At 40.7% G+C, this 22834-nt stretch carries 20 protein-coding genes; 6 read left to right on the top strand and 14 right to left on the bottom strand.

Annotation, left to right across the window (positions count from 1 at the left end; translation table 11 throughout):
• Positions 1-69 precede the first annotated feature (69 nt).
• A complete protein-coding gene (locus FTV37_RS04600) occupies positions 70-2550 on the top strand; it encodes an LPS-assembly protein LptD (protein WP_168378884.1) in 2481 nt (826 codons plus the stop codon).
• The gene (locus tag FTV37_RS04605) at positions 2550-3857 is read left to right on the top strand and encodes a peptidylprolyl isomerase (RefSeq protein WP_180063139.1); all 1308 of its coding nucleotides are present in this window, start codon (positions 2550-2552) and stop codon (positions 3855-3857) included. The genes FTV37_RS04600 and FTV37_RS04605 overlap by 1 nt, the downstream gene beginning before the upstream one ends.
• Positions 3858-4010: 153 nt before the next feature.
• On the opposite strand, the gene hfq is transcribed toward FTV37_RS04605, so the two are convergent.
• The 4 genes from hfq to tsaE all read right to left on the bottom strand — a co-directional run bounded on the left by hfq (position 4011) and on the right by tsaE (position 8045).
• On the bottom strand, positions 4011-4520 hold the full coding sequence (hfq, locus tag FTV37_RS04610; protein ID WP_180026935.1) for an RNA chaperone Hfq: 510 nt from the start codon (positions 4518-4520) through the stop codon (positions 4011-4013).
• A gap of 92 nt (positions 4521-4612) precedes the next feature.
• Positions 4613-5557 (bottom strand): tRNA (adenosine(37)-N6)-dimethylallyltransferase MiaA, encoded by a 945-nt coding sequence (miaA, locus tag FTV37_RS04615; RefSeq protein ID WP_180026934.1) that lies wholly within the window; start codon positions 5555-5557, stop codon positions 4613-4615.
• Between the two features lie 6 nt (positions 5558-5563).
• Positions 5564-7576: a DNA mismatch repair endonuclease MutL gene (gene mutL, locus FTV37_RS04620; protein ID WP_180063140.1), complete on the bottom strand. Its 2013-nt coding sequence runs from the start codon at positions 7574-7576 to the stop codon at positions 5564-5566.
• On the bottom strand, positions 7566-8045 hold the full coding sequence (gene tsaE, locus FTV37_RS04625; protein ID WP_180063141.1) for a tRNA (adenosine(37)-N6)-threonylcarbamoyltransferase complex ATPase subunit type 1 TsaE: 480 nt from the start codon (positions 8043-8045) through the stop codon (positions 7566-7568). Before tsaE ends, mutL begins: the two co-directional genes overlap by 11 nt.
• Positions 8046-8180: 135 nt before the next feature.
• Here tsaE and FTV37_RS04630 point away from each other — a divergent pair, with 135 nt between their 5' ends.
• The 3 genes from FTV37_RS04630 to FTV37_RS04640 all read left to right on the top strand — a co-directional run bounded on the left by FTV37_RS04630 (position 8181) and on the right by FTV37_RS04640 (position 10088).
• Positions 8181-9086: a pseudouridine synthase gene (locus FTV37_RS04630; protein ID WP_180063142.1), complete on the top strand. Its 906-nt coding sequence runs from the start codon at positions 8181-8183 to the stop codon at positions 9084-9086.
• Between the two features lie 112 nt (positions 9087-9198).
• Positions 9199-9546: a type II toxin-antitoxin system RelB/DinJ family antitoxin gene (locus tag FTV37_RS04635; RefSeq protein ID WP_078189014.1), complete on the top strand. Its 348-nt coding sequence runs from the start codon at positions 9199-9201 to the stop codon at positions 9544-9546.
• 98 nt (positions 9547-9644) lie between these two features.
• Positions 9645-10088, top strand: a complete 444-nt coding sequence (locus FTV37_RS04640) for a GNAT family N-acetyltransferase (protein WP_180063143.1) — start codon at positions 9645-9647, stop codon at positions 10086-10088.
• A 139-nt stretch (positions 10089-10227) separates the two neighbouring features.
• Here the strand turns inward: FTV37_RS04640 and FTV37_RS04645 are convergent, their stop codons facing one another.
• Positions 10228-10947, bottom strand: a complete 720-nt coding sequence (locus FTV37_RS04645; protein ID WP_180063144.1) for a pseudouridine synthase — start codon at positions 10945-10947, stop codon at positions 10228-10230.
• 151 nt (positions 10948-11098) lie between these two features.
• On the opposite strand from FTV37_RS04645, the gene FTV37_RS04650 reads away from it, so the two are divergent.
• Positions 11099-11554 (top strand): DUF441 domain-containing protein, encoded by a 456-nt coding sequence (locus FTV37_RS04650; protein ID WP_180003104.1) that lies wholly within the window; start codon positions 11099-11101, stop codon positions 11552-11554.
• A gap of 32 nt (positions 11555-11586) precedes the next feature.
• Here the strand turns inward: FTV37_RS04650 and FTV37_RS04655 are convergent, their stop codons facing one another.
• The 9 genes from FTV37_RS04655 to FTV37_RS04695 all read right to left on the bottom strand — a co-directional run bounded on the left by FTV37_RS04655 (position 11587) and on the right by FTV37_RS04695 (position 22830).
• The gene (locus tag FTV37_RS04655) at positions 11587-12753 is read right to left on the bottom strand and encodes a CynX/NimT family MFS transporter (RefSeq protein ID WP_257224202.1); all 1167 of its coding nucleotides are present in this window, start codon (positions 12751-12753) and stop codon (positions 11587-11589) included.
• A gap of 305 nt (positions 12754-13058) precedes the next feature.
• Positions 13059-14069, bottom strand: coding sequence for a sensor domain-containing diguanylate cyclase (locus tag FTV37_RS04660; protein WP_180003108.1), 1011 nt, complete (start codon positions 14067-14069; stop codon positions 13059-13061).
• Between the two features lie 252 nt (positions 14070-14321).
• A complete protein-coding gene (locus tag FTV37_RS04665) occupies positions 14322-14588 on the bottom strand; it encodes a gamma-glutamylcyclotransferase family protein (protein WP_257224203.1) in 267 nt (88 codons plus the stop codon).
• A 69-nt stretch (positions 14589-14657) separates the two neighbouring features.
• Positions 14658-15578, bottom strand: coding sequence for a LysR family transcriptional regulator (locus tag FTV37_RS04670; RefSeq protein WP_078189020.1), 921 nt, complete (start codon positions 15576-15578; stop codon positions 14658-14660).
• Positions 15579-15759: 181 nt separating this feature from the next.
• On the bottom strand, positions 15760-16746 hold the full coding sequence (locus FTV37_RS04675; RefSeq protein WP_180007353.1) for an ion transporter: 987 nt from the start codon (positions 16744-16746) through the stop codon (positions 15760-15762).
• Between the two features lie 148 nt (positions 16747-16894).
• Positions 16895-18610, bottom strand: coding sequence for an AAA family ATPase (locus FTV37_RS04680; RefSeq protein WP_180063146.1), 1716 nt, complete (start codon positions 18608-18610; stop codon positions 16895-16897).
• A 96-nt stretch (positions 18611-18706) separates the two neighbouring features.
• Entirely contained in the window at positions 18707-20722 is a 2016-nt protein-coding gene (locus FTV37_RS04685) for a hypothetical protein (RefSeq protein WP_180063147.1), read from the bottom strand.
• A gap of 213 nt (positions 20723-20935) precedes the next feature.
• Positions 20936-21703: a 1-acyl-sn-glycerol-3-phosphate acyltransferase gene (locus FTV37_RS04690; RefSeq protein ID WP_180003116.1), complete on the bottom strand. Its 768-nt coding sequence runs from the start codon at positions 21701-21703 to the stop codon at positions 20936-20938.
• Between the two features lie 11 nt (positions 21704-21714).
• Positions 21715-22830: a beta-ketoacyl-ACP synthase III gene (locus tag FTV37_RS04695; RefSeq protein WP_180026928.1), complete on the bottom strand. Its 1116-nt coding sequence runs from the start codon at positions 22828-22830 to the stop codon at positions 21715-21717.
• Positions 22831-22834: the final 4 nt, after the last annotated feature.

The raw sequence follows: 22834 nt of genomic DNA on the forward strand, positions 1-22834 counted from the left end.
CTTATCAACTTTTTCTCTATGATGCGACAATAATTAATTGCGATTAAGCATACCTGGTTAATGAGACAAATGAAGCATCAGTTTAAATTTAATCCTTTAGCGACTGCGATCTTAACCCTTCTATGTGGTAGCTCGTTACCAAGCTATGCAGCACCTGTTTCAAACCCGTCCACGGATGACGATACAGAACAACTCAAACAAAGCATTTCAGAAGCTTATCCTGGGCAGCAGTTCTTCGAACAATATTATGTCGATAAGTCTGCACCTGAAGCACAGATTCGCAACACCAATCAATTAAGTTCTGCATTTTGTACTGGCACGTGGATTACCCCTGTTGCGCCAACGACAAAAGCGGTCGCACCTGAAGATGCAACCTCTACCATTACCGCTGACTATGGTCATTTTGACCCGAATGGCGACTCCATTCTTGAAGGTAATGTTCTGATTGACCAAGAAGGTCGTCAAATTCGTGCCGATCAAATCAAAATTGATAAAACCCAAACCTACGCCAATGCTTCTGGCCGCGTGCAAATGGCGCAGTCTGGGCTAATTTCTCAAAGCGATTCAATTGATTACAATTTAAAAACCCAACAAGGTGATTTAAATAACAGTTTCTTTATTGCTGAACAGCAGCATGCGCATGGTCGTGCTGAAAAAATTTCGCGCACTTCAACAGAAACCCTAGAATTAGAAAATGCGGTTTATACCACTTGTCCACCCGATGAAAAACCAACGTGGAAAATTCAAGCAGACAAAATTAAGCTGAATCAAGAAACTGGCCGCGGTGAAACCAAAGGTACAACATTATATGTAAAAAACGTACCTGTGATGGCTGTGCCCTATTTCAACTTCCCGATTGATGACCGTCGTACCACTGGTATTTTGACCCCGAGCTTTGGTTTTACCAATGACGGTGGTATTGAGCTTGCAGTACCTGTATATTTAAACCTTGCGCCAAACTATGATGCTACGGTAACACCACGTTATATTGCAGACCGTGGCGCAATGATGGAAGGTGAATTCCGTTATTTGACCAAAAACTTTGGTTCAGGGATGGTGTGGGGTGGTTATTTACCATCCGACCAAAAGTATGACGATCAAGATCGTAAAGACTTACATTTCCTCCATAACTGGAAAATTAACGATCAATTCACGACAAATTTAGAATATAACTATGCATCTGATAAAGACTATTTCTCAGATCTCAATAATAATCCAAACTCAAAAACTGACCTGAACTTACGCCGTGCATGGGAACTCAATTATAAAAATGGTATCCCCGGCCTAAAAGCACAGCTTAAAGTTGAAGACTTCCAAACACTGGATAAAACTGTCAGTGATGAAGACCGTCCGTATGCGCGCTTGCCGCAATTCCTACTGAACTACAAGACTGGTAATCCGCTCGGCTTACAGTACGAATTTAACAACGATACAGCATATTTTAAAAAGAATCTGCGTGGCGATAATATTCCGCAAAACAATAGTGATGCGACAATGTATGAGCCAAGTGGTGCACGTATTTATAACGACTTTAGTGTGCGTTATAACTATCGTAACCCATGGTCTTTTGTAATTCCAGAAGTGTCTATTCGTAACGTAAACACGATTTATGATCAAGATACTGTTGATCGTGCCAATACAAATAACAATCACTCTAGTAGTGAAAGTAAATCGGTCATTGTACCGCAATTTACTTTAGATGCAGGTCTTGTGATGGAGCGCGAAGGTCGTTATCTACAAACTTTAACGCCACGTTTCTTCTACGCGTATTCTCCATACAAAAACCAAGACACTAACCCAAACTTTGACTCAACCACAGCATCAATTAACTATGACCAGTTGTTTAGCCCGCGTCGTTTCTACGGTAATGACCGTTTAGAAGACAACAACTTCGCATCTCTAGGTTTAAGCTATAGTTTATTTGATGATGTAGGTCTTGAGCGTTTAAAAGCTAGCGTTGGTCAAAGTTTCTATTTTGAAGACCGCCGCGTCACGCTAAACAACGTCTCTGATAAATTTGATACCGAACGCCATACTGGCCCTGTCGTGAGCATTTCTAGCCAGCTATCTGACAGCATCAGTGTCAATGCCAATTCTGCATGGATGGCGAATGGTGATAATGCTCAGCGCGATATTCAAATGTATTACACAGGAAATAAAGGCAATTTATACAATGTCGGTTATTTCTATCGTAAAGACATTCCGAACCGCCAAGACAGCTATGACCAAGCAGTAGCATCGTTTATTCAACCTATTCACAATAACTGGCGTATTATCGGTCATGCACAATATGACCTCGACAACAGTATTGCGCGTGAATATTTACTTGGTGTGAACTACGAGTCATGCTGCTGGGGTGTTTCAGTTTATGGTCGTTCGTACTATAACGATTTAGATGATGTAACATCTTCAGATGTTAAACCAAAACGTGCCATTATGGCGGAGTTCACCCTAAAAGGTTTAGGTGGCTTCAACAATAAATTAACCTCTTTGCTTGAAAACCGAGTGTTGGGTTTTAACAATATTAATCAATCTTGGACAGAACGTTAATGAAGACAAAACAGTTAAAACAAATTTTTAAAGCGTCAGCTTTGGCACTTTGCCTATCGACTTCTGTATCTGTATTTGCTGCTGCGCAACCTAAAGATGAAATTGTAGCTGTCGTTGACAATAGCGTGATTCTACGTAGTGATCTTGATCAAAGCATTGCCGAGATCATTCACCAACTTCAAGCAAAAAAACAAACCGCCCCACCGACCGAATACTTGCAGCAACAAGCTTTAGAACAGCTGATTACGCGCCAAGCACAGCTTGAACAAGTGAAACGCTATAACGTCAAAGCGGATGAAAAATCACTCAATGAAGCCGTACTTAAAGTTGCGAAAGATGCCGGCTCTCCAAGCTTAGAAGCGTTTCAGCAAAAATTAGATGCTGTTGCACCAAATACCTATGCAGGTTTACGTGCACGTATCGCTGAAGACATCGCGTTACAACGCCTACGCCAACAGTTGGTCACTTCTCGTATTCAAATCAGTGACCAAGATGTGAAAAACTTCTTAAGTTCACCACAAGGTCAAGCTGCGCTAGGTAATCAAGTCCACGTCTTACATGTACGCGTTGCTAGCAGTGATAATGCCGTTAAAATCACTGAAGACATTCGCAAAGAACTGGCAGCAAGTAACGATGTTAAAGCGATTACCAACAAATACAACACCAAAGACATTAAAGTTGACGGTGCAGATATGGGCTTCCGCAACTTATCTGATATTCCAGATGAACTTGCTGCACGTGTAGCACCTTTGCAAGTCGGTCAAACCACTGAACTGATTTCAGTACGTGATGGCGTTCATGTTTTAAAATTGGTTGACCGTAAAGGTGGCGAACAAAAAGCCATTGTTCCACAATACCAAACTCGCCATATCTTGATTCAACCTTCTGAAGTGGTGAGTCCTGAAAACGCAAAACAAATGATAGACAGCTTGTATAACCGCCTGCAAAAAGGTGAAGATTTTGCTGTCTTGGCTTCAACATTCTCGAATGACACCGGTTCTGCTGCCAATGGTGGTAGTTTAGGTTGGGTTAGCCCAGGTGTTATGGTTCCAGAATTTGAAGCGATGATGAAATCAACAGCGAAAGGTGAAATCAGCAAACCTTTCCAATCTCAGTTTGGTTGGCACATCCTGCAAGTAACAGATACACGTCAACAAGACATGACACATGAAGTACAAGAACGTATGGCACGTCAGATTTTAGGTGAGCGTCAATTTGACACTGAACTGGACAGCTGGTTACGTGAAATTCGCAACAATGCCTATGTTGAAATTAAAGATCCTACTCTAGATCGTAAAAAGAAATAAGTGAATAAACAAAAAACCAGCTTCGGCTGGTTTTTTTATGTCGATTCTTATCATCATTCAGCACTTTAGTAATTATTACATACCCTTTGTGAAAACAATCTACTCTTTTATAGGCAAAAAAACCTCCCATTTGGGAGGTTTTTTTTAATTCAATTAACGATTGTTGTTTTCGTCGTCTTGAGCATCTTCAAATTTAGTTTCGCCATCAAAACCAGCATTTTGACCGCCGAAACCACTTTGACCACCGAAGCCACCTTGACCACCAAAGCCACCTTGACCACCGAAGCCACCTTGACCACCGAAGCCACCTTGACCACCAAAGCCACTTTGACCACCGAAGCCACCTTGACCACCGAAGCCACCTTGACCACCGAAGCCACCTTGTTGACCGCCGAAGCCGCCTTGTTGACCACCGAAGCCAGCAGCGCCTTGAGCACCAGCAGGAGCACCAGCAGGACGTGGGTTACGTGCTGGAACAACAGTTGAAATAGCGTGTTTGTAAACCATTTGGCTTACAGTATTTTTTAATAAAACAACGTATTGGTCGAAAGATTCAATATGACCTTGCAATTTAATACCGTTTACAAGGAAGATCGACACTGGAATACGTTCTTTACGGAGAGAATTTAAGAACGGATCTTGTAAAGTTTGACCTTTAGACATGTTATAACTCCAAAAAATAATAAAAATCAGCGCAAAAGCTACCTTTACTTTTCAATTAAAAATTATCAAAAAGGTAGTCTGTAAATTTTGCTTTATCCGTAGCACTTTCGCAAGTCTTCTTGAGCCTGCTGCGCAGTTAAATATGTAGTAAATTTATGCGTTTCTTGCAAAGATCTTAACCAAGTATATTGACGTTTTGCAAGTTGTCGTGTTGCAAAAAGTGCCTTATCCTCCATTTCACTCTGTTTTTCGCTACTTTGATCACTATTTTTCAAAAAATCTAAAGCTTGACGATATCCAACTGAGCGCATAGAGGGTAAATTTTCATCTAAATCGTATTTTTCAATGAGAGCTTTCACTTCATTTAAAAATCCAATTTCCCACATTATTTTTAGACGTTGAGCTATACGCTCATGTAATTCTAATCGGTCTGGCAATAATGCGTAATTATGAAAATTGTAACGGTATGGTACGTTTTTAGGTTGCTCAGCTTGTAACTGCGTAATGGGTTTACCTGTTAATTTAAAAACTTCGAGCGCACGGATAATTCGTTGCTTATCACTCGGTTTAAATTTTTCACCTGCCAATGGGTCTACATTGCACAGTTCTGCATATACAGCGTCCCAACCTTGCGACTCAGCTTTGGCTTCAATTTCAGCACGTACAGCATAGTCTGCACTTGGTAAGTTTGAAGACAACCCTTCCAATAAAGCTTTGTAATACAACATCGTGCCACCGACTAAAATCGGTGTTTTACCTCGGGCATGCATATCATCAATCAGCACACACGCATCTTCCACAAAGTTCGCTGCCGAATACACTTCTAGCGGACTGATAATATCAATCAAATGATGTGGATATTTCTCCAACTCAGCTTTACTCGGCTTGGCCGTACCAATATCCATATCCTGAAAAACCAAAGCAGAATCGACTGAAATTAATTCGAATCCACCTTGCTCGTATAACTCACATGCCAAGGCGGTTTTACCGCTTGCAGTTGGTCCCATTAAGTTGATGACCGGCAATTGATTTGACATGTAAAACTACTCTCCCCGAGCAAAAAGTTTATCTAGCTGTGCCAATGGAAACGCACGCCACGTCGGACGTCCATGGTTACATTGGCTGGCAAATTCAGTTTGTTCCATCTGACGCAGTAATGCATTCATTTCAGATAGACTTAAAATACGGTGTGCGCGTACAGCGCCATGACAAGCCATGCCTGCCAATATTTGATCACGCTTTTGTAGTAACCCTGCAACCTGATCACTTGGGTCTAAATCATTTAATAAATCTGGAATCAGCGCATCAAAGTCTGCTTTATGCAAAATGGCAGGAACACCACGAACAATGACTTGCTCATCGCCATATTGGTCTATTTCTAAACCTAGGCGTGCCAATTGTTCTTTGAGCTCATCGACGCGCATCGCTTGCATCCGACTGATACTGACGACTTTAGGAATCAGCAATTGCTGTGATGTCCAAAACTCAGGTTTATCCCAAGCCGTTTTCATTTGTTGTAAAACAATGCGCTCATGCGCAGCATGCATATCAACAATGATTAAACCTTCGGTGTTTTGGGCCAAAATATAAATACCATGCAATTGCGCAATGGCAATCCCCAAAGGATGCTCATCGACTTTCTGCTGAATATGTTCAGCCAATGCGGTATCCGGATCATTTAACGACTCAGTTTGACGTAAAGGCGCCAAATAACTTTGCAATGCATTATTGAGCTGTCTGGAACCCGCTAAATTTGACTGATATCCAGCACTATTGTTCGACGCATTTGAATATTGCTGTGTATAAGCTTCCTGCCCTGTTGGCGCATGATTAGAAGCATATTGCACTGTTGCAGGTGAACTAAAGTCAGTGAGTCCGCCTGAGATCTCTGGACTGACAAAATTTGAGCCTTGCTCTGCAACTGGCTGAGATTGATGTAATGAAAATTGTTCCTGATGACGCGGCTGCGGAATAATATTTTCGTGTGCCTGCCCGTCGAGTTTCATTGCAGATGACAATTCGGCTGTCGCGGTTTGAAATTGCGCTAAAGTCGATTTGGCAAAATGGCGCACAAACTCATGTACTTCACGTTGATTTAGAAAACGTATTTCATGCTTGGTTGGATGCACATTCACATCGATATTTTCTGGATCAACTTCCATAAATAACAAATAAGCCGCATGTTGATGTCCATGCAAAATACCGTCATAGGCCATGCGAAGTGCATGTGAAACGGTCTTGTCTTTTACGATACGTCCATTCACATAGACATATTGCATATCGGCTTGCGCACGTGCATCTGAAGGATGACCTAACCACCCACTGAGACGCATATTGACGCTATCAGCATCCATCCAGTACGCATTTTCAGTAAATTGACGGCCTAATAATTGTTGCACCCGCTGAAAACGCAGCGCACCACTATCTGCAATAGGCAAGTTCAGCTTAATGCTATTGTTATGCTCAAGGACAAAACGTAGATCAAAATGGGTCAGTGCCAAACGACGGACAATTTCTTCGATATGTCCAAACTCAGTCCCCGGTTTTTTGAGAAACTTACGCCGTGCAGGCACATTAAAAAATAAATCTTGCACACGGATGGTTGTGCCTTGCGTCGCTGCCACAGGCTGAATTTCTTGCGAATCAAATGCTGTGCCATTTACTTCGACCTGATAGCCTACACCGTCATCATTTTGGCTACTGGTCAGTGTCAAACGAGACACCGCAGCGATCGAAGCCAAGGCTTCCCCACGAAAGCCCAGACTTACAATGGCATGTAAATCTTCAGCAGTTTGGATTTTACTGGTGGCATGGCGCATGACCGCCAAAGGTAAATCTTCAGGGTGGATGCCCCGACCATTGTCTATAATTTCAATCAGTGTACTGCCGCCTTGTTCAATACGAACAATCAGCTCAGTCGCCCCTGCATCAATGGCATTTTCCAGTAATTCTTTGACCACAGAAGCGGGACGTTCAATCACTTCCCCTGCGGCAATTTGGTTGGCTAAGGCAGGATCAAGCGTTCGAATGCGGCGGGCACTGATTTCATTCAGCATGGTTAAATTTTTGCTCCAAAGCGTTTTGCAAAGTTTCTGAAGAAGAGCTTAAAGTTGCTGTACGGGTGCTTTCATCCGCAGACTTTTCAATATTAATAATTAAATCAGCCGCAGGGATTTCGTCGCCCCCTTTTGATGGCCATTCAAATAAAAATAGGGCATTCGGCGTTTCTAAATAATCACGGATGCCCATGAGTTCAAGCTCATAGGGGTCGTTGAGACGATATAAGTCAAAATGAAAAATATCTTGTCCTTGAATATTGTAAGGTTCAACCAATGTATAGGTCGGACTTTTTACCGCACCTTGATGACCCAAGTGTTGTAAAAAATAACGGGTTAACGTGGTTTTTCCTGCACCCAAGTCACCAAGTAAATACGCTACACCCGTCGTAAAATGCGTCGCCAGTACGGTAGCTAAGTTTTGGGTATCGACTTCACTATTAAGTTCCAGACTGAATGAATACTGCATATTACTCACAACATGTACATAAGAATTAAATATGATAGCATCGCACTGGCTAAAATGGATATGTTCACACTACAGATTGAGCATTTTTCATGATGTGTTCTCTGCTTCATTTGCTCAGTTTTTAGATCTTTCTTCATGCACAGTTTTGAATTTACTCCCCCGATGATCAATGGTGTCAGTGCCAGCAAAGTCTTCCTAGACGGTCAACACACGCAAGCCTCTACCGTCTATGCATATTTGTGTGAACAATTTCCTCATATCCAAGCAGCAGAGTGGCAACAACGATTTAAGGATGGATTGGTCTATGCCGCAAATGGTGACGTTTTAACGATAGACAGTCCTTTTGAAGCCAATCGTCATGTTTATTATTATCGATTCTTAGCGCATGAAATCCATGTTCCTTTTGAGCATCAGATTTTGTTTGAAAATGATCATTTCATTGTGGCCGATAAACCACATTTTCTCACCATGAGTCCAACCGGTCAGTATGTACAAGAAACCTTATTGGTTCGACTCAAAAAGCAAACGCAGCTTGAACAGCTAACGCCGATTCATCGTTTAGACCGTGAAACTGCAGGCGTGGTGCTGTTTTCCAAATGTGTCGAAAGCCGTGGGCTGTATCAACAGATGTTTGCCACGCGCCAAGTTCAAAAAACTTATCATGCCATTGCAGCTTATCGAGATGAATTAAATTTCCCAATCACAACTCGCTATCGCATGGAAAAAGGTCAACCTTTTTATACAATGCAAATAGTAGATGGTGAACCTAACAGCGAAACCTTCATTCAGCTGATCCAGCAGCATGGAAACCGCGCTAAGTATGAATTAAATCCCCATACCGGCAAGCAACACCAACTTCGTGTACATTTAAATGCTTTGGGCATTCCAATTCAAAATGACCCCTTTTATCCAGTAGTACAACATAAGGCAGATGACGATTTCAGCCAACCTTTACAACTACTTGCGAAACAGCTTGAGTTTATCGATCCTGTGACAGAGCAGGCTTTTCAATTCAGTTCTGCCTATGAATTGACACTGTAAATCTATTGTCATTACATTAAATTGATAAAATACTGCCAAACTTTCTTGAATTTATAACAGTTTTGATTAGAATAAATGCGAAAAGTTAAGTATTTTAAAGCTTTCTAAGAATATGAGAAAAACTGAAGTCTACCAAATCCGCCTCGATTCACAGGAAAAGAAACAGGCCTTTGCCGTGTTTAAGCAATTAGGCATTACACCTGCACAGGCTGTACGTCTATTCTTTAAACAAGTTGTTTTAACCAAATCGATCCCCTTCTCTATTGAAAACCAAAATATCAATATTGAACAATTGATTAAGTTACGTAAATTAAAACAACAAGAAGCTCAAGCCATTTCAACCACTGAAATTAGCCCTGCGGAATTAGAAATTTTAAATAATGATCCATTATTAGATGATGATCATCTCGACTTGTTTGAAGAGCTCAATGCAATTTTGGGTGAAGGTGACAAAACTTAACACTGTCGCATTTATAAACAATTTATAAATCAACCAATTTCGAAAATTCGATATGCTTCATGCAAGACTGATAAAAATAGCATGGAGTATAGAAAAAAATGATTGTTCGACGCGCAACTGAAGCAGACCTTCATCCACTTGCTGTTTTATTTGATGAATATCGCCAATTTTATGGCACCTCTTCTAATCTTGATATCTCATATAAATTTCTAAGACAACGTTTTGAAAATAATGAAAGCGTAATTTTTATTTGCTTAAAAGATGATGTGATTACTGGGTTTATCTTACTGTATTTAGGCTTTTCATCTGTGGCTTGTTCAACTTACTATATTTTAGATGATGTCTATGTCAGCCCTATATATCGTCGTCAAGGTTCAGCCAAACAATTGATCGATACTGCGGTTCTCTTTGCTCAACATGAAGGCGCGCTTCGAATCAGCCTCGAAACTCAAAAAAATAACTATCACTCACATCAGCTCTATGAATCGATGGGCTTCATTAAAGACGATGAATTTCAAACTTATCATTACTTTATTCGCTAATGCATTGCTCAGCATTAAAATACATCAACAAAGCATGTTGAAAAACGAATCTTTCGATCAGTAGATAGCAGACATATTAAAGGGCTTTAATACCGCACATTCATCCTTCAAATGATGACGTATCAAAGCCCTGTACCTATTACTGTGAATTTAGATTTTCACGAAATTTCGATTGTTCAATTTGCGCTGCATTCAAATAGATCCATTCACCCTCAGCAATATCTTCAAGCTTTAATTGTCCTATTTGAGCACGATGTAATGTTTCAACTTTATTGCCGACAGCCGCCAACATCCGCTTCACTTGATGATATACCCCTTGATGGACAGTCATTTGCAATTGATGTGAAGCCAATAGCTGTACATCGGTTGCAGCGAAAATGCCTTTTTCGTTTCGCAGCTCCACGCCTTGTTGCAATTGTTGCATTTGCTCAGGCGTCACAGGATCTGCGGTATGCATCGAATACACTTTGGCAACATGCTTTTTAGGGTGTGTCAGTGCTTGCAGATATTGACCATCATCCGTAAGCAGCAACAGTCCAGTGGTGTCTTGATCCAGCCGCCCTACGCATTGCAAACCACGATTTAACAGCACATCATCAAATAATTCAAAAACACTAAAATGATGGGTTGCCTGATGCGAACATTCATAACCTTGAGGTTTATTTAACGCAATATATATATGCTCACGATAGGTATAGTCCTGTCCATGCACACTGTAAGTTAAATCATTCAAGTCCAGCTTTTGCTTTGGATTATCTACAATCTCACCGTGTATTTCGACCGCACCATTTTTAATCAACTGTTGGCAATATTTACGCGAACCAAAACCTTGTGATTGCAGCATTTTTTCCAAAAACATAGAACAACCTAATAAACACCATATATTGCTATTTTATACTGAACCACGAGCCAACTTGCAGGAAAAATAGCGGAAATAATCTTGAACGCCAGTTTTTAATGTTTCTGCGCTACACTATTGATTATTTATTGAAGTTTCTCACGAATATCCTATGTCTCAGTTGGATTTAAATCTGATCGTGTTATTGGTGTTATTGGCTTGTGGCATCTTTAGCCACAATACAGCGATCACCATAGCAGCAGGTGTCTTGATTATTTTCCGCATCACGCCTTTAAGTGAATTTTTCCCCTATCTGCAACAATATGGCTTAAACATTGGCATTATTATTTTAACCATTGGCGTACTCACGCCGATCGCTAGCGGAAAAATACCCGGTGATTCGATTTTAAAATCCTTTTTAAGTTGGAAATCCCTCGTCGCAATCGCCATTGGCATCTTTGTCGCATGGCTAGGCGGACGTGGTGTCAAACTGATGTCCAATCAGCCAGATGTGGTTGCCGGACTATTGATTGGGACAGTCGCAGGTGTTGCCATGCTGCGTGGTGTACCTGTCGGCCCACTCATTGCAGCAGGCATCTTGTCGCTACTGATTGGGATTAAACAATAAGGCCGTTGCTGACATAGCGGTTTAACAAAATTTTAATTTGAGCCATGCTGCATTTGAAATAAACGTCGACTAAGCATGATTCCAACGAATGATAATGCTGACATCAAGATCCCCGCCCAAAACCACGCTCCAGTTTGTGAAACCACAGTGGCAATCACAGGTGGCAGAACAAATTGTGATATGGCAGAGCATTGTAAAATCATGCCGACCGTCGTACTAATTGCCGCAGGATAAGGTGCAAAATGCAGTGATTGCGCAAAGACCGTCGCAGCAACCAAGCCTCCAAAAAGCGAAAAACTAAACACCGTTAAATATTGCAGTAAAAAAGGTAACGCATCTTTAGAGAGATAAAACCCTAAGGAGCAAATGATCAAAACAGCAAAACCCAGTTGGACTAAAGTTTTAGCTTGAAAACCACGCTGTAATAGCAGTCCACACCCCCATGTGCCCACAGCATTCGCAACGGCAACACTGGCTGTTAAAGCACCCGCCAGTTCTGCTGAAATTTGGTTTTGGGCATAAATCATCGGTAAGAAGCCCACCAATGCAAACCACTGCCCTGCATATGTCCCAAAAATGAGCGCCAAAAGCCATGCTGCAGGATGTTTCAGAGTATCCCGAATGAGACCAATAATAGGTGTTGTATTCAGCGCCACATTAGGCTGAGGAATAAACATAGCGATACAGAGTAGTAATGCTGCAGTAATCATAGCGAAACTGAGCCAAACCACACTCCAACCATATTGAGCAATTAGAAATGGCGCAACCAATAAGGCAATGCCCATACCTCCACCCATATAGGCACTCCACAGCCCCATCTTTGCGCTGATGTGCTGTAGCGGTACAAGCTGACGGATAAATGCAGGCCCTGTGAGTGTCACCAATAAGAAGCCAAATCCTTCTATGACACGCAGTAGCAACAAGACATCAAAGCTTTGTGCAAAGCTCCCCCATGCACTTGCTATCGTCAATAGACTTAAGCCCAATAAGATACACAGTTTAAATCCAATTTTTTGGATATAACTACCAATCAACAATGCAAAGCACATTCCTGCACCCTGTACTAGTGAGAGCAATAAACCAGACTGAATAAAGCTAATACCAAGTTGCTGTTGTAATACAGGTATTGCGGGCGGTAATTTCCCGATATGCATTGCAGCAACAAAACCTGCCGCAATAATGAATAAATCTTTTGACATCCCTTTCATTGAATTGTCATGCTCTTTTCGCCATGCAATAGTGCACAGCTTAACAATTCAAAATATTATTTTGAGTCAAAAAACAAATGACCTTAGATGATTTTTCAATTATTCAATCATCTTGCACCGTCACATGCTAAGCGCACTTTGATTTAAATTAAACAATAATATTCCGTGATGTCATCTGCAATTGTTTGAGACAACACGTATTCCCATCAAAAATGTTTTTTCTGATACTTTCAATAATTTGGCGGTAGTGAAGGAATTCACCTGCATAACAATTAGTGAATTATTTAAGCAGTGAGTTATTCAATATTAACTTGTTTCCGCTCACGCTTATTGGCGTACATTTTCAAATCTGCCATTTCCACCAATTGATCGATGGATTCGGCATCCTCTGGAAATAAAGCCATGCCAATACTGGCACCAATTTTCAAGCTCATTTGCTCGAATGCAAATGGCAGTCCGCAACTTTCTGCGATTCGATTCATCGCCGTTTGCGCACGCTCTAAGTTGGCAATATTGGTTAAAATCACAGCAAATTCATCACCGCCCAAGCGTGCAACCAAGTCATCTTGACGTGTTTCACGCAAAATGCGCTGTGCAATTTCTTTCAGTGCAGCATCCCCAATGCGATGTCCAAACTGATCATTAATCGGCTTCAGACCATCCATATCAATCATCAAGATACCCAGTACTTTTTTCTGCGCACGTGCTTTTTCTATCCCTTGGCGTAAAAAGTCGACAAACAAAGCCCGATTGGCTAAGCCTGTTAAGCTATCTTGAGTCGCCAATTTATATAACTCTGTCGCACCGAAACGTGTTGCATGGTACATCGCCGCAGCGATCAACTCAGACATCAAACTCAATATATGTAAATCAGCTTCCTGAAAGGCATCGACTTGGTCAGAGTAAATCTTTAAAACACCGACACCTTCATCACAATGAATCAATGGCACTACTGCCATCGAACGCAATCCAACACGTTGACATGCCACGCGATCTACCCGTGCATCTGTTTCCGAATCTTGGCAATACAGTGTTTGTTTTTGCGCTATACATAGACCCGATAAACTATTTTCAATATGAAGTCTTAAACCCAGTAAATGACTCGCCCCACCAGACACTGCACGATAGACCATATCACCATCTTCAGCCAACTCTACAACTGCACCTTTAGCATGTGTAATCTGCTGCGCCTGTTCTGCCACTACGGTCATCACTGCATTTAGATCTAAACCCAGTTTGGCAATAGCTGTCTGAGTTTGAATCACAGACATGAGTTGAGTTGGTGAGGGTTCTATAGAATTGGGCATGATTGAGTTCAAACAGGGTTCAATGTGAGATACAGCTCAATTCTAAAAATTATTCATCCACTTGTATAGCGATCTTAAAGTGATTTCTGTGCATTCAAGCACTTTAGATACAACTCTTTTAGATACGGCTCTTTAAAAAATTGCACTCAAGGAAACAACAGAGCAAGCAGAATCATCGATACACATATCGAAGGTTGGGGAAAGTCATGATGTATGGATGGCCCACGTATTTTACGACTCTCCCTCACGATATTATTTCAAGGCATAAATTTCACTCTGCATCCATTCTCCGCCTTCCAGTTGTACATCGACAGCAACACGTTGATATTCAGTACCTTCAAATTCATCTAAAGCAGCCCAATGTGCGGCTAAGTTTTCAGAGATAAAAACATAGCCTTCAATCGCATGACCTGCCTTCGATAAACGAATGCCCGGACTGCCCATCGCCGCACCCCAGCCTTTATCTTCTAATTCACCCCACACCACACCTTTCTTCCACTCGCCACCAATGCGATCCATCACGTGAGCATTGGGCTGACCTAGACGTCATGTCCCGTATACAAAAAGACTCTGAGTCATAGCTCCTCCTTAGTTGGAATAATATTGATTGCGTTTTTGTGAGAATTTGGCCAACTGTTTTAGGAAGCCTTCAAAATAGCTTTTTTCAGCCTCTTCGGTACGATAACCGGCGTACAAAGTCCGTCTTAAACCTTCAGGTGAAACACAATCTAAGCGTCGAGAGGTCACCCAACCTTTTTGTTCATATTCATTTACCACCCAATCAGGTAATGCCGCGATACCACGACCACTTGCAACCAACTGAATCAGCATCTGGGTCAAATCTGTGGTACGGACGTGTTTAGGCTGAATATTGGCCGGTAAAAATAATTTCGCCATGATATCTAAACGATGTTTATCGACCGGATAGGTAATCAGCGTTTCTTCTGCTAATTCTTGAACAGTCACATTTGTTGCACGAACCAATGGATGCGTATTTGACAGTACCAAACGAGACTCATATTCAAAGATAGGGAAATATTCCACACCTTTTAAATTGATCGGATCTGCCGTAATCAGAAGATCAAACTCGCCCGTTTGTAATAGTTCATGCGGATTGGCTTCAAAGCCAGAGGCAAAGTCTAAATCTACATCGGGGTATTGTTGACGGTAGACATTCAATAACGGCATGAGCCAGTCAAAGCAACTATGACATTCAGAAGAAAAAATAATTCGGCCGGTTTGACCATGCACAATACGTGTAATGTCCGATTGCGCAATTTGAACTTGCGGCAAAATGTCATCGGCAAGGCGTAGTAAACGTTGCCCAACATTCGAAAAGGTCACAGGACGTGTCCGTCGGTTCACCACCTCTACCCCATACCAATGATCAAGCTCTTTCAACTGGTGTGAAAGTGCAGAAGGCGTTAAACACAGATCATTAGATGCAGCGACCAAAGAACCATGTTCTCTGAGTGCCAATAATGTTTTGAGATGGCGTAATTCCAACATAATGAGTTCCACAAACGACATACTGAATGAGCTGAAAATCAGTATTTTTAAATTATATTTATCATATCATGATATTTATGAATCATATTCATCATAAATTTTATTTAACTATTTTTTATTCACATGAATATACTTCATCAAGTTTTACTGAATCATCTTTAGCTAATGTGTTTTTTTCACATTACAAATCAGGTAATTTTTTTCCACAATGCGGGCAATATGCATACTGCTCACGCTCCTGCTTTAATGATTCCTCTTTTTGCTCACGTAACAATTGCCAAATAATATCCTGTGTTTGCTCACGGGTTAAACCCACTGTTTTTCGGATTTCTTCGATTTTTTCAGGCTCAAGTACAAAATCAATTTCACGATTTTGAATCAACTCACGAAAACTGAGTTCTAATTGTTGTTTGCGTTGCTCCAATTCATGTGCCAAACCATTGGCTAAAATACCTGCTGGCAATGCTGCCAAGCCAACCCCTAATATCGTAATCATTGCACCTAATATCCGCCCAACAGGGGTTATCGGTGTTACATCGCCATAACCGACCGTCGTTAAAGTAACAACAGCCCACCACATGGACGCAGGAATAGAACTAAAGACCTCTGGCTGTGCTTTACTCTCAACTAAATACACCCCAGCTGCGGCCATAATAATCATAATAAATAAAATAAAAACAACAGCTTGAAATGAACCTTTTTCACGTTCAATGACACGTAACAAAATTTGCAACGACACAAAATATCGAGTTAATTTTAATAAACGCAGTAATCGTAAAATACGTAAAAAACGCAAATCAAAATGGACAAAGAAATTTAGATATGCAGGTAAAATTGCCAATAAATCAATAATTGCGCCACCACTTTTTACCCAATTCAAACGATTACGCCAAGCGGAGTAAAATGGGTCTTTATCTGCAATCGACCAAAGCCTCAATACGTATTCAACACTAAATACAATGATTGAAAAATTTTCAAAAAAATCAAAGTAAACTTGATAAGACAAATAAATATCATTGACCGATTCGAGTAAAACCGCAGCAGCATTACCTAAAATCAGCAATATCAAAGCATAGTTGAGAAAATGACTAAATTTAGTTTCATAATCATCATTATGTAAATTGTTATAGACAAATTTACGCAGTGAATACCATGCACTAAAAGTCATAATTCAAATCGTTAGCAAATTAACTTGCTACAGTGTAAACCATCGCTTAGGAAAAATACGAATCCTTTAGACAGTCTACTGTTAAATCTATTGAACGATATTAACCACACTTTATTCATCAGTATTTTTCGTATGCACCATATATCCATTATTCCACAAATAATAAAGCCAAACGAACTTGGTCATATCCCATGCGTGGACTGGTTAACTCCACAATTGGACGCAACTTAACCGTGCCGTCATCATTATAATGTGCTGGGTCTTGTCGTTTCGCCAAACGTTTATAGATTTTACGCACCTGCTCAACCACATCTTCTCCCGGATGTGCCACCGAGATATCCAAACCTTGCTCTTTTTGCAGACGAGCCAAATGATTAATAATCGTAGCTTGTGTTAAACCACGCTCCACAGCAATATCTTGAATTTCATAACCTTCCTCAAACAACTCACGAGTTTGATCTAAAGTCGCTGTGGCAAAGCTTTGTTTCACACCAGTTTTGGCAATTTTCTTTTCATTGCGCTCGATTTCCACTTCATTCAGTGTTCCGCCACAGTGGCGAATAAAGGCTTTATGTTGTACGGTTAAATCAGCCTCTGCAAAATTGGTTTCCGCTTCGTCAGAGAGTTCCTGAAAGCGTCGATCGGCTTTAATCGCCAAACTGTCGAGTTCTAAGGCTTGTTCATTAAAACCAAGTAAACGCAAACCATCTAATGTTTTTAAACGCGACAATGCCACATAACCCTGACCTTTCTCAAAAGTATGGGTCAAGTTAATTTCAGCCGCTGCAAGGGTCATCCCTTGAGATTTATGAATGGTAATCGCCCAGGCCAAACGCAGTGGAATTTGTTGGAAACTGGCAATGGTTTTACCATCATCATTATCGACAGACCATGTTTCAGGTTCGACCACTAAGGTCGTGCCGTCCGTAAGTTTTACTTTAGGCAAGATGCCATATTCATCATCTTCTTCAAAACCTATCACTTCACCGAGGCTGCCATTGATATAGCCCACGTCAAAGTTGTTTTTTACAAACATCACTTTAGCATTTTTCTTTAAGGTCAAAGTTTCCGGCGCACGCACTGAAGATTTTAAGGTTTCAATCAGTTTGTCATTACCATCGCATTGAGCATCAAACTGGCGAGATTCCTGTTCAATTTCATTTAGATGTTTATAGTTAATACTATCTACATCCATATTATGGGTATACAAGCGCGTAAAGGTTTCACCTATATTTTGTGAACTTGTCTGCCTTAAAGCATGCAAATGATCGCCCGTAATTTGCTGAGCACGAATCGCATTTAGAATATCATTGAGATAGTCATTACCCTGACGATGTTGTTCGGTCAAATAACACACGCGAAACTTCGCTTCTACCCATGCCTCAGACATAAAGCAAAACTTGTCACGGTTTAATTCACCTTTGCGTCCCACAGGGGGTAACTGGAAGAAGTCACCTGCAACAATGACTTGAATCCCCCCAAAAGCATCTTCACTGTCTTTAAAAAATTTTAAAACTTTATTCACCAAGTTTAATTGCTTGGCATGCAACATCGAAATTTCATCGATGATTAAAACTTGGGCATTTTCCAAATGCTCTTTTAAATATTTACGTTCTTTTAAGCGCTTTAACTCATCTTCGGAAATCGCATCTTTAATCCCAATCCCTGCCCATGTATGAATTGTCATGCCATTCATATGGGTTGCAGCAATCCCTGTAGAAGCCGTAATTGCCACCGGCACTTTGCGCGCTTTTAGATAATTGATGTACTGATTTAAAGTATAAGTTTTCCCTGCACCAGCCGAACCTGTTAAAAACACATTTTCGCCTGCTTTGAGCAGCTTGAGTGCAGTTTCTTGTTTCATAAGACCTATACCGTAAAAGAACGGCTATAGCCTAACGATTTTTGACTCAAAAGTTAAGCGCACAACACAGTTTCCTAAATCCGTATTTCGCCAATCTTACTTTAAGCTATTGAACCTATTTAAAAATTCTTTGGCGATATTTACTTTTTCTATTTCTGCTTGGGTATTATTTGAATACTCAAGTTGATCAAAAACCAAAATGTGGTTTTGCACATGACAGCCCAAAGTCATCGATACATGCAAAATGGGATGGTACATATGAAAAGCTACATATACTCTTGCAATGATACTGGCGCTATAACTTGATGCCAAACAATGTTTAAAGTGAATAGATTCATCAATAATTCGATCGATGGTTTTTAATTCTTCAAAGACCCAATCTTGAAAATATATTTTGTCTTCTGTTGTAAATGGCTGCCAGACTGTTGTCGCAAATTTACGCTTTAATTGAGTTAACATTTCTTGCTTTTGTTGCTTAGCATGCCAATGCACCGCCTGATGAAAGACCCCATTCCAGGTAATATTTTTAGGGACTGTATGACCTGTAGAATAAGTCGCACTAACATAGTCACGCACATATGCATCAAATACAGATACTCTTAAATTAGCATGCTTTAAATAAAATAAATTTCGAAAATCCTGCAGTTGAATTTTATGCTGTCGTAACATACTTAAAAACTGGCGATTTTCTTGGGTTTCTGGACGGATATAATCCATCAAAGCCTGCGGTAAATGCTGCGTACAACGTACTAAATGTTGCAGATAGGCCTGCATAATACGGCTCAAAGGTAGATAGACTTTTTTTATGGCCTGATCCTCCGCGCCTAACACCTGTCGCATTAAGATCAACCACTCATCTAAATACAAAATCGATGGGCTGATCACTACACGATGGTCATCATGCTGCTGATATTTTCGCTGTAAAACAAACTGTAGATTTTTTTCATGATTAAACCAATCATGTTCATGCGCAATCGTATGGCAATTTTGAATAAATAAGCGCGCTGCAACAAATTGAAAATGTTGTAGGGTTGCAAGAATCAATGCGGGATGAATATGCTGCGTATCGACAAAACTTAATGCCGTCACAGCCACTCGTACATTACTGTGTTGAAAATTACGACTCAGCCAATCCAACACTTCGGCTGACTGCTTGAACATCCATCGCACTGCACGGTTGTTGTCGAGTAAAGGGAGTTTTCCACATTTTTTTTGCCAAATTGCTGTGGCTTGCACAAAATTGCTATGGCTTAATATGTCCTGCTCTGCCCAAACATCCCGATGCATCAAACGAATAAAACCCAGCAAATTGGGACGCTCATATGCATGGTCGAGCAACAAAATAATATCTTCTATATGTTCATTTAATTCTTGTAAATTGAACCGATCTTCATAGCTCAAACTCATGATCCGGTATATGGTCGGATCTAAAAATTGTGCTGTAGCAAAACAAATCTCGTCCAAACTATCCATCAAGAGCTGTATCGGCAATATTTCAGCTTCTGTAAGTGAATGAAGCGCAAACATCTGCTCAATCTTTTGCATCAACCAAAGTGGTAGACAGATTTGGTATTCGATATACGTTTGTAATAGCGGTGTCTGATAAATCTGCTGCTCTTGCATCAGCTGATCAAAAATTTGCGCTTCAACTGCTGTCATCTGTGCTAAAAACTGCTGAACACGCGCTGGCCCATTTAGATGTTGAAAAATCGACTGTAAGATCAATTGTCTAAACTGCTGTGCTTTTTCTCTGAGCAAAAGTGAATGTTGCGGCTTTAGGTCTCCAGTAAAAAAATATAATTCATGAAATAAGAAATCTTCTATTGTCTCAATACAAGGCACTGTCGAATGCAATTCAGCAATTTTGATAAGTCTAAACGAACTTCTAGGAAACTGATAACCAATTGATTCACGACTTTGTAGTTGTAAGGCCCACAGTCCATTACACAGTTGAATGCGGTGCTGCTCTTGCTCAATTTTAAAGATATTTTGTGAATTGAGTGCTGTAGCAAGATCCATTTGCTCTTGATACAACTGCTTTAAACTTGGAGATATTCGAATAAGTTGCCGAGCAATATGCTCAAGCTGCGGGGTCAAGCTGTTCTGTTCCATCTTCCGCCCTAACGATCGTTGATTATTTTGCAACCTTCACTATAGTCAAAGTTTAATGCTCCGACTACTGCCATTAATCGGCCAAATAGCTGTACAAAAGGTCAATACGAAGGCGTTAAATAAAATAATCTAAAGGCTATTGTTGTGACAAAATTCACCATGATTTTGAGCTGTGACGGATAAAAAATGGGTAAAGTTTCAGAGTAGTCACTATTATTGATCTGTAGAATGTTGTTCTGCACGGATTTTTTTGAGCTGTTCTATCGCAGTGTAAATATCTTGTTGTAGAGCCTCTCGATAACGCTTTAAATCCTCCACACTCTGAATATGACTTAAACTTTGACGGGGTAAAAATTGAAAATAGAACGGAATGCGCTTGGGGATAATCCGTTTGGGTAAAGACGGAATCACATCACCATGGCGTAATAATTTATCGAGTTTTTGTATTTTTAATAGTTGTTTAAACCAACGATGTTCAACGATCACACTGGCATCAAAACCCAGTTCAAAGACTTCATCCCCACCTAAAGCAGCAAAAGGCACGATGTCATAATTAAATTCTTGCGCCAGTTTTAAAAAGCCATAACGTTGCTTCCAGATCAGTTGATAGGCTTCGCCTTTGCGTTTCAAAACCTCTCGACCGCCACCGGGAAAAACCAAAATGGAATAACCTTGTTGCATCACTGTTCTGACATAGTCCTGAATACCTTGGACTGCACCGAACTTTTTGACCATGCCACGCCAACCAGGCAAATAAAAATGGCTATGATCAGCAATACTGACCACAGCCACTTTATGTTCATTGTAGAGATAATCAATAATCACCGGTGAATCGAGTACACCGTAAATTGTGTGATTCCCTACATACATTGCAGGTTTAGATGCATCGATATATTCAGCGCCCAAAAACGTTGGCGTGAAATACATGCGGGATAAAGCGCTTAAACGCTTTATCCATTTTGCATCATGTTCAACCTGCAAATGTGCTGACCTTAGGCAGCATCATGTTTTTGAACAAGTACAGAACCTACTGAGTAGCCTGCACCAAATGAGCAAAGTACACCGTATTCGCCATGGTTTACTTCATTCGCAGTACGGTGCAATGCAATAATGACACCTGCTGATGAAGTATTGGCAAATTCATCAAGAATGATTGGTACAAGGTCTGGCTGAGCATGTTCTTTACCCACAACCAGTTTCAGAATCAATTCATTCATGCTGGCATTTGCTTGGTGTAACCAGAAGCGTTTTACATCTGTTGCCGCAATTTTATTGTCATCCAATTGCTTGGTGATCATTTTCGCCACTAATGGACACACTTCTTTAAATACTTTACGACCGTCTTGACGGAAACGGTTGTTGTCGATGTCAGCATCGACTTCACTCATATTTAAGTAACCGAAGTTGTTACGAATGTTGTTTGAGAACTGTGTAAACAGGTCAATATCCAACACTTCAAAACCAGCTTTGGTTTCAGTTTCTTCAATGATCGAAGCCGTTGCAACGTCACCAAAGATGAAGTGACAGTCACGCATACGGAAATCTGTATGCCCAGATGTAATCTCAACGTTTACCAATAACACGCGACGAGCGCCTGATTTGATCGCGTCATAGGCTTGCTTGATACCAAAAGTTGCAGCTGAACATGCAACGTTCATGTCATAGGCATAACCCTGAATACCCAACGCAGTTTGAATTTCAATTGAAACGGCTGGATATGCACGTTGAATGTTAGAGCATGACAAGATCACAACATCGATGTCTTCAGCAGTCACACCCGCATTTTCCATCGCTTGCTTTGCAGCAGCTACGCCCCATTCCGCTTGTAGCGAAATTTCATCATTTGGACGCTCATGTAACACTGGGCGTAAACGTTTTGGATCTAAAATACCGCTTTTTTCAGCAACATAACGTGCTTTCACGCCAGACGCTTTTTCGATAAATTCTGCACTTGAACCACGGCGCGCTTCTAGCTCACCGGCTTCAATTTTTTCAGCATTGTCGCTGTTGTACTGTTCCACATAAGCATTTAAAGCTTCAACTAACTCTTCGTTAGTAATTACGTCTTCTGGATGATAAAGACCTGTACCCGTAATGCGGATGCCCATGTAA

The sequence above is a fragment of the Acinetobacter sp. YH16042 genome, from assembly GCF_013417245.1.
In the GTDB taxonomy this organism is placed as follows: domain Bacteria; phylum Pseudomonadota; class Gammaproteobacteria; order Pseudomonadales; family Moraxellaceae; genus Acinetobacter; species Acinetobacter amyesii.

Coding starts and splice junctions, on each gene's coding strand:
- FTV37_RS04605 (WP_180063139.1), top strand. CDS start 2,550: ATGAAGACAAAACAGTTAAAACAAATTTTTAAAGCGTCAGCTTTGGCA.
- FTV37_RS04645 (WP_180063144.1), bottom strand. CDS start 10,947: ATGTTTTTGGAAAAAATGCTGCAATCACAAGGTTTTGGTTCGCGTAAA.
- tsaE (WP_180063141.1), bottom strand. CDS start 8,045: ATGCAGTATTCATTCAGTCTGGAACTTAATAGTGAAGTCGATACCCAA.
- FTV37_RS04635 (WP_078189014.1), top strand. CDS start 9,199: ATGAGAAAAACTGAAGTCTACCAAATCCGCCTCGATTCACAGGAAAAG.
- mutL (WP_180063140.1), bottom strand. CDS start 7,576: ATGCTGAATGAAATCAGTGCCCGCCGCATTCGAACGCTTGATCCTGCC.
- miaA (WP_180026934.1), bottom strand. CDS start 5,557: ATGTCAAATCAATTGCCGGTCATCAACTTAATGGGACCAACTGCAAGC.
- FTV37_RS04695 (WP_180026928.1), bottom strand. CDS start 22,830: ATGGGCATCCGCATTACGGGTACAGGTCTTTATCATCCAGAAGACGTA.
- FTV37_RS04600 (WP_168378884.1), top strand. CDS start 70: ATGAAGCATCAGTTTAAATTTAATCCTTTAGCGACTGCGATCTTAACC.
- FTV37_RS04665 (WP_257224203.1), bottom strand. CDS start 14,588: ATGGATCGCATTGGTGGCGAGTGGAAGAAAGGTGTGGTGTGGGGTGAA.
- FTV37_RS04630 (WP_180063142.1), top strand. CDS start 8,181: ATGCACAGTTTTGAATTTACTCCCCCGATGATCAATGGTGTCAGTGCC.
- FTV37_RS04640 (WP_180063143.1), top strand. CDS start 9,645: ATGATTGTTCGACGCGCAACTGAAGCAGACCTTCATCCACTTGCTGTT.
- FTV37_RS04680 (WP_180063146.1), bottom strand. CDS start 18,610: ATGAAACAAGAAACTGCACTCAAGCTGCTCAAAGCAGGCGAAAATGTG.
- FTV37_RS04655 (WP_257224202.1), bottom strand. CDS start 12,753: ATGTCAAAAGATTTATTCATTATTGCGGCAGGTTTTGTTGCTGCAATG.
- FTV37_RS04670 (WP_078189020.1), bottom strand. CDS start 15,578: ATGTTGGAATTACGCCATCTCAAAACATTATTGGCACTCAGAGAACAT.
- FTV37_RS04660 (WP_180003108.1), bottom strand. CDS start 14,069: ATGCCCAATTCTATAGAACCCTCACCAACTCAACTCATGTCTGTGATT.
- FTV37_RS04685 (WP_180063147.1), bottom strand. CDS start 20,722: ATGGAACAGAACAGCTTGACCCCGCAGCTTGAGCATATTGCTCGGCAA.
- hfq (WP_180026935.1), bottom strand. CDS start 4,520: ATGTCTAAAGGTCAAACTTTACAAGATCCGTTCTTAAATTCTCTCCGT.
- FTV37_RS04675 (WP_180007353.1), bottom strand. CDS start 16,746: ATGACTTTTAGTGCATGGTATTCACTGCGTAAATTTGTCTATAACAAT.
- FTV37_RS04650 (WP_180003104.1), top strand. CDS start 11,099: ATGTCTCAGTTGGATTTAAATCTGATCGTGTTATTGGTGTTATTGGCT.